The sequence below is a fragment of the Mangrovibacillus sp. Mu-81 genome, from assembly GCF_036867415.1.
Taxonomy (GTDB): domain Bacteria; phylum Bacillota; class Bacilli; order Bacillales; family Bacillaceae_B; genus Rossellomorea.
The window spans coordinates 125,645-137,866 of the sequence record NZ_JBAJHU010000009.1 but is presented as its reverse complement, the minus strand read 5'-3'; the positions used below and the strand labels follow the sequence as shown (position 1 = coordinate 137,866).

At 40.4% G+C, this 12,222-nt stretch carries 8 protein-coding genes; all 8 read left to right on the top strand.

The window, feature by feature from the left end; translation table 11 throughout:
- Positions 1 to 4: 4 nt before the first annotated feature.
- Positions 5 to 949, top strand: coding sequence for a carbohydrate ABC transporter permease (locus V6B33_RS16975; protein ID WP_334218871.1), 945 nt, complete (start codon positions 5 to 7; stop codon positions 947 to 949).
- A gap of 299 nt (positions 950 to 1,248) precedes the next feature.
- Positions 1,249 to 2,406, top strand: coding sequence for a Gfo/Idh/MocA family protein (locus V6B33_RS16970; RefSeq protein WP_334218870.1), 1,158 nt, complete (start codon positions 1,249 to 1,251; stop codon positions 2,404 to 2,406).
- A 46-nt stretch (positions 2,407 to 2,452) separates the two neighbouring features.
- Positions 2,453 to 3,229: a sugar phosphate isomerase/epimerase family protein gene (locus V6B33_RS16965; protein WP_334218869.1), complete on the top strand. Its 777-nt coding sequence runs from the start codon at positions 2,453 to 2,455 to the stop codon at positions 3,227 to 3,229.
- A gap of 65 nt (positions 3,230 to 3,294) precedes the next feature.
- Positions 3,295 to 5,667 (top strand): beta-galactosidase, encoded by a 2,373-nt coding sequence (locus tag V6B33_RS16960; RefSeq protein ID WP_334218868.1) that lies wholly within the window; start codon positions 3,295 to 3,297, stop codon positions 5,665 to 5,667.
- Between the two features lie 79 nt (positions 5,668 to 5,746).
- A complete protein-coding gene (locus tag V6B33_RS16955) occupies positions 5,747 to 8,158 on the top strand; it encodes a beta-galactosidase (protein WP_334218867.1) in 2,412 nt (803 codons plus the stop codon).
- Between the two features lie 148 nt (positions 8,159 to 8,306).
- The gene (locus V6B33_RS16950; RefSeq protein ID WP_334218866.1) at positions 8,307 to 9,005 is read left to right on the top strand and encodes a prolyl oligopeptidase family serine peptidase; all 699 of its coding nucleotides are present in this window, start codon (positions 8,307 to 8,309) and stop codon (positions 9,003 to 9,005) included.
- A 248-nt stretch (positions 9,006 to 9,253) separates the two neighbouring features.
- Entirely contained in the window at positions 9,254 to 10,732 is a 1,479-nt protein-coding gene (locus V6B33_RS16945) for a sulfatase family protein (protein WP_334218865.1), read from the top strand.
- 166 nt (positions 10,733 to 10,898) lie between these two features.
- Positions 10,899 to 12,179 (top strand): hypothetical protein, encoded by a 1,281-nt coding sequence (locus V6B33_RS16940; RefSeq protein ID WP_334218864.1) that lies wholly within the window; start codon positions 10,899 to 10,901, stop codon positions 12,177 to 12,179.
- Positions 12,180 to 12,222 lie beyond the last annotated feature (43 nt).

The window sequence follows — 12,222 nt, the reverse complement described above, 5'->3', positions numbered from 1 at the left end:
AAGCATGATGAAAGAAACGGCAAAAAAAATCAGTAATACGTTTATGAGTATTTCCATTGGTAATCGGGGGCAGAACGGATTATTGTTTAAAAGCTTCGTTTACATTCTTTTAATTGGCATCGGTTTTGTATATTTATATCCATTACTTTATATGGGCTCATATAGCTTAAAATCTTTAGATGATATTTTAAATCCATTGGTGAATTGGATTCCAACGCAACTATACTTTGATAATTTTTCTAAAGCCAATCAAGTCCTTAGTTTCTTGCAGACATTAATAGAGACGTTATATGTTACAGCTTTGCCTGCAATCGTGCAAACAGCAGTTGCTTCGTTAATAGGTTATGGATTTGCAAGGTTTGAATTTCCTTTTAAGAAGACTTTATTGGTCTTTGTATTAGCAACTTTCATCATACCGCCGCAGTTAACGATGATTCCAAGGTATGTATTCTTTAATGAGTTAGGTTTCTTGGGGAATATTCAATCCTTTTTATTGCCGGCATTGTTAGGACAAGGACTGAATAGTGCCATATTCATCCTCATATTCTATCAATTTTTCAGAATGATTCCCAAGTCGCTGGAGGAAGCAGCACAGCTTGATGGCGCAGGGTTTTTACGTGTGTTTATTGTCATTGCGATTCCAATGGCAGTTCCGGCGTTCATTATTTCATTCTTATTTTCATTTGTATGGTACTGGAATGAGACTTATCTTGCTGCATTATATTTTGGAAATGAGTTGACCACCTTACCGCTCGAGTTGAATAAATTTGTTGCGACTTATCAAAAATTGTATTCCGCCGGCGGTGAGGACGCTACTGGAGATAATATTAATGAAGGAATAAGGATGGCAGGTACGATGTTAACGATTTTACCTCTACTGGTAGTATATTTCCTGACACAAAAATGGTTTGTTGAAGGAATTGATCGTTCAGGTATTACAGGAGAATAGTATTCAGAATATCCGGCGTATCCTAAATTACAAGCGAATCCCTAAATTACAATCACAGTGAAAACGTCGTAAGTGTAAAATGACGGTTGTTTATGACAGAAGAATAATTTAGTCAGTAATCCAATTATTAAAGGATTGCTGACTGCTTTTGTTTTTATGATTGAAACGTTACAATCCGAAAATTGAATTTGTTGGATCATATGGGAATAACAGGGCTGTCATCATCGATAACCGTAACACGATGGAAGGAATCAATACACGATAATCGAAAGACAAAGTGAAACTATGGGGGAGAAAAAATGAAAAAAGTTCGCGTGGGAATCATTGGAATTGGAAATATGGGCACAAGTCATGCACAAATAATACAAGATAAAAAGATTAACGGTATTGAACTGACGGCCGTTACAGATCAATCGGAAGAAAGGAAAAGATGGGCAAAGGAACATCTGACGAATGTGTCGGTTTTTGACACCCCGGATGATTTACTGAATTCTGATTTGGTCGATGGTGTAATTATTGCAACACCGCACTTTGACCATGCTGAAATTGCCATCAAAGCATTTGAAAATGGGCTTCATGTCCTTTGTGAAAAACCTGCTGGAGTCTATACGAAACAAGTAAGGGAAATGAATGATGCGGCAGCAACATCAAATAAAGTGTTTTCTATCATGTATAACCAAAGAACGAATCCTGTTTATCAAAAAGTACGGGATTTGATAATGTCTGGTGAATTAGGTGAAATAAAACGAACCATTTGGGTGATCGACTGGTATCGTTCGCAAAGCTATCATGATTCCGGAAACTGGAGGGGGACATGGGCTGGTGAAGGCGGAGGAGTACTATTGAACCAGGACCCACATCAACTCGATTTATGGCAATGGACAATCGATATGATGCCAAGGCGAGTACGGGCATTTTGCAGTTTCGGCAAGTATTACAATATTGAAGTGGAAGATGATGTGACGGCATATGTTGAATACGAAAACGGTGCCACCGGTCTATTTATTACTTCTACCGGCATCGCACCTGAGACGAATCGCTATGAGATTTATGGTGACAGAGGAAAGCTGGTAGTTGAAGACAATAAGATAACATTATGGAGAAATCGTATTCCCGAAAGACAGTTTAATGAGGAATGGAGAGGTGGATTTGGAATGCCGGAAAATTGGAAATGTGAGATTCCTGTGCAAGGTTCTGAAAGCGGTCACAAAGGAATTATCACCAATTGGATCGAGGCCATTCTTTATAAAAAACCACTAATCGCCCCTGGTGAAGAAGGGATAAAGGGATTGACTCTTTCGAATGCAATGCACTTGTCTTCATGGACCGACTCCTGGGTGGACTTGCCTCTTGATGAAGAACTGTTTTATGAAAACCTGAAAGAAAGAATGAACAACTCTGAATTTAACAAACAAACTTCCGCTACTCAGATTCTAGATGTTAAAGGGACTTTTTAGAATAGATTTGGATAAGAATCTACATGTACTTGGAGGAGGATTTACCATGAAGCAAAAACTGGCTGCTCAATTGTTTACATTACGAGATCAACTTAATGATGATTTTCCTGGAGTATTAAGGGATTTAAAGGATATGGGATGGAGCGGGGTACAAATAAGCGGATTGTTTGGATATTCAAAAGAAGAGATTGCATCCGTACTTGAAGAAACAGGTTTAAGGACAGCCGGGATTCATGCTGGTATCGATCGCTTAAGAGAGGACTTGCAGACAGTTGTAGAAGAAGCTGCACTTTTTCAAACGAAAGACATTATATGCCCGTTCATATATGAGGAATTAAGAAATGAAAGAAGTTATCGAGCGATCAGAAGTGACTTAAATGAGATCGCACGCAAACTTCGAAAAGATGGATACCGTATCAGTTATCATAATCATGATTTTGAATTTGAGACAACAATTGATGATAAGAGTGCGTTGGAATATATCCTTGATCCTGTCGAGGAGAATCACATTCTGGCTGAAATCGATGTTTATTGGATAAAAAAAGCCGGGTATGATCCGCTAAGTTTCATCAAGAAGTACACTCACCGCCTTCCAATCATTCACCTTAAAGATATGGCAGATGATGAAGCACGATCATTTGCTGAAATAGGCACAGGCATGATTACGTTCGAACCGATTTTATTATGGGGAGAACAAAGTGGAATAGATTGGTACGCAGTTGAACAGGATGAGTGTCCGGGAGATCCTTTGAAGAGCTTACAAATCAGTTTGAACAATCTACATGGCATGATCGACAAACTAAATACGAAATCTGTTCAATGATTCGTTGATTTCTCTAGTGAAAATGATTCACATACGAAAAGCGAATAAATGGGAGGGAATTTACCATGTCAGTAGCAATGAAGCAAGGTAAATTTGTGATTAATGAAAAAGAAGATTTTCTATATGGCGGGGAATTACACTATTACCGTGTGCCGAAAAAAGAATGGAGAGATCGCCTGACGAAACTGAAAGAAGCCGGATGCAACTTAGTCAGTTCATATGTTCCATGGGTTTGGCATGAAATTGAAGAAGGCGTTTATGACTTTACAGGGGAAACAAGGGGAGAACGTGATTTAGTGGCATTTCTAGAATTGGTTAAAGAATTTGGACTCTATTGTATCGTTCGTCCAGGCCCATATGTAATGGCTGAGGTCCGTTTTCATGGCGTGCCCGATTGGCTGCTAAATACGTACCCGGAAGTAATTGCAAAAAAACGAGATGGAAAAGAGCATCCTACCCGGGTTGTATCATACAGACATCCGGTTTTCCTTGAAAAGACAAAAAAATGGTATGAAGCAGTGAATAAGGTGCTTGCTCCAGAACAGGTCAATCAAGGCGGACCAATCATCATGTATCAGTTATGTAATGAAATCGGAATGCTCCACTGGGTAAGCAATACATCAGATTATAACCAGGAGACCTTAGATAAATTTACCAGCTATCTTTCTGCAAAGTATGGATCAATCGAACAATTTAATAAGAAGTACAAAGTAAATGAAGCTTCATTTTCAGATTTTGTCAAAACATTTGAAGGTGGATTACCTGAGGAATATCCTTCCTTTCATTTTGAATGGAGTGAATTCAGAAGGAAATATATTAAAGACTATGCAGGGGACTTAAGGGGTTTTGCTAAAGAAACGGGAATAACCGTTCCATTCATTATCAATGTTCATGGCTTTAAAGATTATTCAATCTATAGTCGCGGGGTTGATTATCCAATTGGACTGTCACAATTGTATGATACGGCCGAATTTGATGATGTTGTGATTGCAGGTGATTTTTATCCGGGACATATCGGATACGATAATTATCACGATTTGGTATTGGCAACTACATACACAAGAGCCATCTCGCAAAAAGATCAGCCGATATTTTCAGCGGAATTTCAATCCGGGCGTTTGGCCGACCGGCCGAGACTTTACCCACAAGATCTGGACTTGAATACCAGAACTTGTGTTGCCCATGGGATGAATGCATTGAATTATTATATGTTTGTCGGGGGCGAAAACTACGAAAACATTGGACTGTTTGGCAGAAGGCATGAATGGCAGGCACCGATCGATTCTAAAGGGGAGTTACGTCCAAACTATGATAAGGCACGCCATCTTGGAGAAGTATTCCAGTCAATAGGGAAGAAGTTAATTGATTCACCCAAAAAAGTCCACACTTTTGTTGGATTTAATCCAAATGACTATATGACTGAGGTGATTGAAGAGCGCGACCGTGCACTCCTTGGGGAAGTCATCGGGAAACGGGAGCAAGCGTCTTTTGATGGTATTCTTCGATTACTGGTGGCTGCGAATATTCAGTATGAAGCGATAGATCTATTGAAGGATTTATCCGTTACTGATATTCCTTCATTATGGGTATTTTCAACGAAAAAAATGGATGCGGAACTGCAAAAACGTCTCGCACAATATGTAAAACAGGGCGGTAAGCTCATTATCTATCCGGAGGTTCCATCTGAAGATGTGCAAGGAAAACCTTGTCGCATTCTGGCAGATGAGTTGAATTTAGGAGAATGGGAAGTTGTGGGTGGCCCCCCTGATTATATTGATGTACTTGGCATTGATGCCGTTAATATAAGACAACGAATGCACTTTACAACATTTGACGGTGAACCGATTGCCACATTCACACGTACAGGGGCAAATCAAGTAGCTTCCTATAAAAAGCAAATAGGAATGGGAGAAATCTTGATCCTGGGAATTTTAATGGGACATGATTACAACTATCAAATAGATGTTATCACAGAAATCGCTGAACAATTTGGAATAAAAATACATTTAAGCTCGACGAATGCAGACCTATCTCTAGTTGAACGCACGAATGGAAAGGAATCATTCTTATTTGTAGGGAACTATGATGAAATTGGGCAATCAGGTGTGATTTATGAAGATGGACAACCGCTTTTTGATGGGGAAGCGATTGATTTACCTCCGAGATCTTCAGTCATGATTATAAGAAACTATCAAATTACGGAGGGGTTAACGATTGATTTCGCCACATCTGAAGTCACCCGCCTACATGAAACAAAAGATCAAATCGAAATGACACTGAAACCGATTGGACCTACAGGAATGTTAAAGGTGAATACGAATGGCAAATGGGTATCGGATGCGAATGAATCTACGAAAGCGAATTCCATTGAAGTAAAAAATATTTGCAAGCCTACAACGATAAAAATGAACAAGTTAAAAGAAACGATCATGAGGTGAAAAAAGATGAATACCTGCAAATGTTAAAAGGATTTTTCATCTAAAATAAATAATTGATAGGAAGCGGGAGGGAAAATAATTGATTGAAATCAAAAACAAGCAAATTCTCATAGATGGTGAGCCAAAAATCATCATGGCAGGGGAAATCCATTATTTTCGTCTAGATCGTAATGAATGGCAGGACCGTATCGATAAATTGAAAGCTGCAGGATGTAATGCCGTTGCCACTTATGTACCTTGGCTGTGTCATGAACCGGTTGAGGGAGAAATCGATTTGATTGGTGAGACACGACCGGAACTCGACTTAGTAGGATTCATTGATTTATGTGCAGAAAATGGTCTTTATTTCTTCTTGCGACCTGGACCGTTTATTATGGCTGAGATGAAAAATGAAGGAATTCCGCACTGGGTCATTGAAAAGCATCCAGAAACAGTTCCTGTGACTTGGGATGGAAAGACGACCTTGGCCCATACCCTTGATTATATGGCTCCAGGTTTTTTACAAGAAACAAAGAAATGGTTTGAAGCCGTGGCGGCTGTGTCTGTACCTCGTTTGCATACAAACGGTGGAAATATCATAGCTGTGCAGCTTGATAATGAGATTGGAATGCTCTCATGGGTAAGTAATAGTCCTGATTTAACAGACAATGTTCTGAGTGATTTTTCTCACTGGTTAAAAGAGCGTTATGATGTTAATGCCCTTATTTCCCGTTACCCATTTGATATCAATGATATTGAGGGAAGAAAAGAAGCCATTCGTTCACCTAAAGAAGAGTACTCTGCTGAACTTCACTACGATCTTGGGTACTATATGAGAAACCGATTCGCCCGTTATGTAGCAACATTAAGAGCGTATTGTGAAGAATCTGGTGTAAAAGACGTACCATTTGTCGTAAATATACATGGGACAGGCGGAGGCCGGGCTCTAAGATTTCCTATTGGTATCAGTCAGCTATATGAGTCATATACACAAGCACCTGGTTATATTTCCGGGTCTGATATATATTTTGGGGACCTATCGATGGCGACCTTCCAGGATCTCTATTTGATCAATGGTTTTATGGATGCAGTTCACAATCAGGATCAGCCTTTAACATCAGTGGAATTCAATTGCGGTGACGGAAACTTCGGTAATAATTACAGCGGACGTTTAGATCCTTCCGCTGCAGATTTCAAAGCGAGAATGTGTATTGCTCAAGGAAACCGACTACTAAACTATTATCTATTGACTGGTGGAAGAAACTATCGGATGGATAACGAATACAACGATGGAAATGATCGAATAGCCCATACGGGAGAGAGACACGGATTTGCAGCCCCGATCGGCCCGGAAGGTGAACTAAATTACACGTTCCCAAGAATGGCACGTTCAATCAAGACGATTATGGCTGTTTCAGATAAGCTGGCAGTAATGGAAGAAGAACGTGATCCGGTTGCGTTTGCGTTCATTCCTGATTACTACATGACGGAGTCTTGCTATTCTAAGAGTGAAACTATGAAGAAAATGTACCAAAACATTGAAGCAAACCGGGCCGGCAGTGCATGGGATAACATGGCACGTGCAATGTTACTTGCGGGATACCGATTTGGTTCAGTAGATATTCAAAATAAGCCAGTTGATCCTCATGAAACTCCAGTCCTTGCTGTACCATCAGCCTGTTACTTACACAGAGAGGTCCAGCAAAAACTGGTTGATTTCCTATATGCAGGAGGGAACATCCTTCTATATGGAGAAGTTCCAACACATGATATGGAAGCAAAACCTTGCACAATTCTTGCTGATGCTCTAGGCGTTCAACCGACTGAAGTTCGTACAGCAAACCTTAATTATAAACTTTCTGTTTATGCAGATGGCTGGGCAAAACAGCGCCCTGAGATTCGTACACATAAAGCGCAGGCACTGGAGGTTGATAACGCTGAGGTGATTTTCCGGATTTATGGAACTGATGAAGTCTGCGGGATTGATACTAAGGTAGGAAATGGGAGAGCGATAGTAATAGCGACGGCTTATAATACGGATATTGATTTGTACAAAGAAGCCTTGGAAAAGCTGGGTGCCCATGCATCTCTTCGTCACGACTGTAACTATCACGGTATTTTTATGACGTCTACTGCTACAAAAGAAGGGGAGAGATTCATTCATATCCTGAATCTTGATGGATTTGATAAAGACATACACCTTTATGAAAATGAATCAAAACTATTAGATGGCCGCAAGATTATGCTTCAAAGTAAAGATGGATTGATGATTCCGATCAATGTCACATTAAATGATGTGAAAATAAAGTATTCAACAGCCGAAGTGAAAAATGTAAAAAAAGATACAATCGATTTTCGTCTAACACAGGCTGAGGATGTCATCGCTTTAGAGACAGATCGTGAAATCGCACCAAGTGAAGACTATCATGTACAGAAAAGAGAAAATACGACCTACGTTATTTCCAAGAAACATGGAAAAATTGATGATCGCCTGACTCTTCGATTCATATAATTTTAAATGACGGCTTCTTTATGATAGAAAGGAGCCGTCATTTACATTAGCCTTCTACTTACATTCATCAAATGATCGTATCGCTTTATTAGCATAGTCAACTAAAGTTATCAACATAATCATTTTCTATTGAAAGGAGCCTGGTTTTATGCAAAACGAGCTGACGTTCCATGTAAAAGATTATAAGTTGAACTATCTTTTATATTTGCCGGATTCGTTTCAACAGAATGACTCACCAAAATGGCCGCTGATCTTATTTCTTCACGGCGCTGGTGAACGCGGGGAAAACATTGAATTAGTCAAGAAACATGGGGTCCCAAAAATTGTTGAAAATCAGGAAGAATTCCCTTTTATCACAGTCTCTCCGCAATGCCCTGCTGACTCCTATTGGAGCAGTGAACTGGAATCATTGAGTGCGCTGCTTGATGAAATTGTCGAGAAGTATCCAATAGATCCTGCCCGGATTTATCTTACCGGGTTAAGTATGGGAGGGATTGGTGCTTGGCATCTTGCAATTGCAAATCCAAAACGTTTTGCAGCCATTGCTCCGGTCTGTGGAGCACTTTCAATACCAGAAGCCAGACGAGAAGAGTTGCAGATAACTAATAACACGGATCAATTATCAGAGGGACTGAAGAGGTTAAAGGATCTTCCGGTTTGGGCATTCCATGGAGAACAGGATGATATAGTACCGATGGAGGAGGCTTTAAAAGTCATTCAAACCTTGAATAAACATGGTGGAAGCGCAAAATTTACTGTATATAAAGGAGTCGGTCACGATTCATGGACAGAAACCTATGAAAATGAACAACTATTTAAATGGTTTCAGAACCAACAGATTAAATAAATGGATGTATCCTCTCAATTAAAAATAAATTTCAGGATGGCATGAACACCTAACTTTTCTTTTGGATTCTTTTGTGATCGCTTAAGATACCTGCTGAATGAATGAAGCCAAGTCAACAATAAAGCATTGAAAAAACGCTTTCATAGCTTTAAAATATAATTGAAACGTTTCAATTATATTTTTGATTCTTCATCAATATTTAAATTAATCTGTCATTCTATAAATTTGAATAAGAAAGGGAGATGAAAATGAAGATCCTCTACATAGATATCGACTCCTTGCGCCCTGACCACCTAGGCTGTCATGGCTATCATCGCAATACATCGCCAAATATTGATCGTCTCGCTGAAAGGGGTACAACATTTACCAATTATTATGCTTCGGACGCACCGTGTGCCCCTTCTCGCAATGCATTGTTCAGCTCAAAACTTGGCATCCACACCGGGGCTGTAAACCATGGAGGGTTGGATGCAGACACCCGCCCAATAGGTATTGAACGTCCTTTTAACTATCATCACACTGAATATCAAGCATGGGTTGATGTCCTTAGGTTCCGTGGTCATCATACGGCAATGATAAGTCCTTTCCCGGGGCGTCATGCAAAATGGAATGTACTTGAAGGTTTTCTTGAAATGCATGATACAGGGAAGCATGCCGGAGAAACCGCGGGAGACGTCACATCCGAAGCACTTAAATGGATTAAAGGCCGTGGAACTGAGAAAGAGGATTGGTTCCTGTATCTTAATTTCTGGGATCCTCATACGCCTTACAGGACACCACTTTCATATGGTAATCCTTTCAAAAATGACCCTGCACCTGAATGGCTGACAGAAGAGATCATTGCCAAACAGCGTGACAGCTTTGGTCCTATGAGTGCTCGTGAAGTACCAGCCGGTAATCAATGGCCGGATCTTCCAAAAGAGATCACTTCCCGAGAGGATTTCAAACGCTTTATTGACGGTTACGATACGGCAATCCGATATGTCGATGACCATGTAGGAATGCTTCTTGGAGCATTGGAAGAAGCAGGAATATTAGAAGATACTACAATCATCATCTCAGCCGATCATGGTGAAAACCAAGGTGAACTTAACGTTTACGGTGATCACCAAACCGCGGATCATATCACTGGCAGAATACCTCTCATCATGGCTGGACCGGAAGTTCGTCAAGGACATGTCGATGAGGATTTTCACTACCAGATTGACCTTGGGCCGACCTTAACTGAAATGGCAGGAGGTACTCCCCGCGGAAAATGGGATGGTATTAGTTTTTTACCTGCCGTGACCAAAGGTGAATCGGCCGGCCGTCCTTATCTCGTTGTCAGTCAAGCGGCGTGGAGCTGTCAGCGTGGAGTTCGTTTTGATAAATGGATGTTCATCAGAACCTACCACGATGGGTTAAAGGATTTTCCTGATCTGATGTTATTTGATATAGAAAATGACCCACATGAAACAACAAACTTAGTAGAAGAGAGCCCGGAAGTGGTTGCTAAGGGTCTGCAGCTTCTTGACAAATGGGTGGCTGAACAAATGGCAACTTCAGATTATCCATCCGATCCAATGTGGAATGTCATCCAGGAAGGCGGGCCATTCCATACAAGAGGAAACCTCGAAAAATATACAAAAAGACTTCGAAACCAAGGAAGAAGTGAAGCAGCAGATAAACTGGAAAGCCGACATGAAAAATTCAAAAAAATTCACAGAACGCATAATCAGTTCCAGTAAGTTGAATAAAAGATTCATCTCCATTTATCGTCAGTAACTTCCGCCAGAGAGTTGGATGGATGAGGCAAAAACGAAATAATGGGTCAGACCGTGAACATCCGATGATCGCAAGGCTGCTGAATGAAGTGTCAATTATCATAAACCAAAGGAAGGATTGTTTTTATTCATGAGTCTTGTTACAGATTTTTATGAAAAATTACCAAATAGTGTGAAAGAATTCTTTGATCGTCAGTATCAAGATACGTATCGATTACTCGATGATTCGCGTCATCCACAAACCGGGCTTTATGCTGATGCTTATATGACATTAGGAAATAACCCGGATCAAAGGTGCTCTATTGCAGCAACAGGAGTTGGCCTCATTGGTCTTGCGGTAGCCGATGTGGAAGGTTGGGACGATGATGCAAGGCAGAAAGCAATCGGCACTCTTCAAGCTCTCAGGGGAGAAATAGATGGATGCAGACCTGCCCGAGATAAAGACACAGGATTTTTCGCTCATTTTGTGGACATGGAAACAGGAGAAAACCTGAAGTCGGAAATCTCAACAATCGATACTTCACTTGTAGTGGCAGGAGCCCTGTTCGCTGGCCGTCACTTCAAAGATACTGAACCTCAAATTGCAGAAATGGCACATGAATTGTTAAAAGGAATTGACTGGAGTGTCGTTGTGGCAGATAAAGACAAAGGTGTTATAAACATGGTCGTCAAAGATGGTCAAGGGACACTTCCATTACCTGCATATAACGAATATGTACTGGTTGCTTACCTTGCTTTATTGGGGCAGCCTGAAAATGAAGATATCCAGGATTTATGGTATAAGAATTTCGCTGAAGATAAAATTGATGAATTACCAAAGGTCAATTACCGTGATATTCCGGTTCTTACGGATCGAGCAGGGGAAAACTTTTTGTCTTCTTTTGTCCATCAATTCCCATTTTTCCTTGTACCTGAGTATGCTGAAAGTCCAATTTACAGGGATTTTTACGCTAATGCCTGTATGGCGGATCGTTTAAAATGGAAAGAGCTAAAAGATGTTCCGTCGTATGTCTGGGGATATGGAGCAGGCCCGAATGATGGATTCCATGGAGGATACCATGCAGATAAAATCAATAATTCACCAGGGGATATAGCATCTGCCTATATCGTTGCTGGCTTTTTACCTGTTTACCCAGCTGGGATTTATGATTTATACGCGTTATATCGCCTTCATATTCCGTATGATGTATATACGAACCCGAATGATCAAGAAGATGAAAGAAAATTCCGTGCATCCTATCAATATGGATTGCACAGATATTCATGGTGGCATCTTGAACAGCCGGAACGATGCTATCCAACCAAGGTAACCTTAATTGATTGGAGTTCAATGTTGTATGGACTGGCAGCTTTTAAGCGTGGGATGTCTTTCTTCACTGAACGGCTTGTAAAGTTAGAGAAAAGTGTATGACTGCATGTTTTTTGAGTGAATCCATTTTAAATGAGAAAGAGTG

Excerpts from the sequence above, each read along its gene's own strand:
- V6B33_RS16975 (WP_334218871.1), top strand. The coding sequence starts at position 5 with ATGATGAAAGAAACGGCAAAAAAAATCAGTAATACGTTTATGAGTATT.
- V6B33_RS16970 (WP_334218870.1), top strand. The coding sequence starts at position 1,249 with ATGAAAAAAGTTCGCGTGGGAATCATTGGAATTGGAAATATGGGCACA.
- V6B33_RS16965 (WP_334218869.1), top strand. The coding sequence starts at position 2,453 with ATGAAGCAAAAACTGGCTGCTCAATTGTTTACATTACGAGATCAACTT.
- V6B33_RS16960 (WP_334218868.1), top strand. The coding sequence starts at position 3,295 with ATGTCAGTAGCAATGAAGCAAGGTAAATTTGTGATTAATGAAAAAGAA.
- V6B33_RS16950 (WP_334218866.1), top strand. The coding sequence starts at position 8,307 with ATGCAAAACGAGCTGACGTTCCATGTAAAAGATTATAAGTTGAACTAT.
- V6B33_RS16945 (WP_334218865.1), top strand. The coding sequence starts at position 9,254 with ATGAAGATCCTCTACATAGATATCGACTCCTTGCGCCCTGACCACCTA.
- V6B33_RS16940 (WP_334218864.1), top strand. The coding sequence starts at position 10,899 with ATGAGTCTTGTTACAGATTTTTATGAAAAATTACCAAATAGTGTGAAA.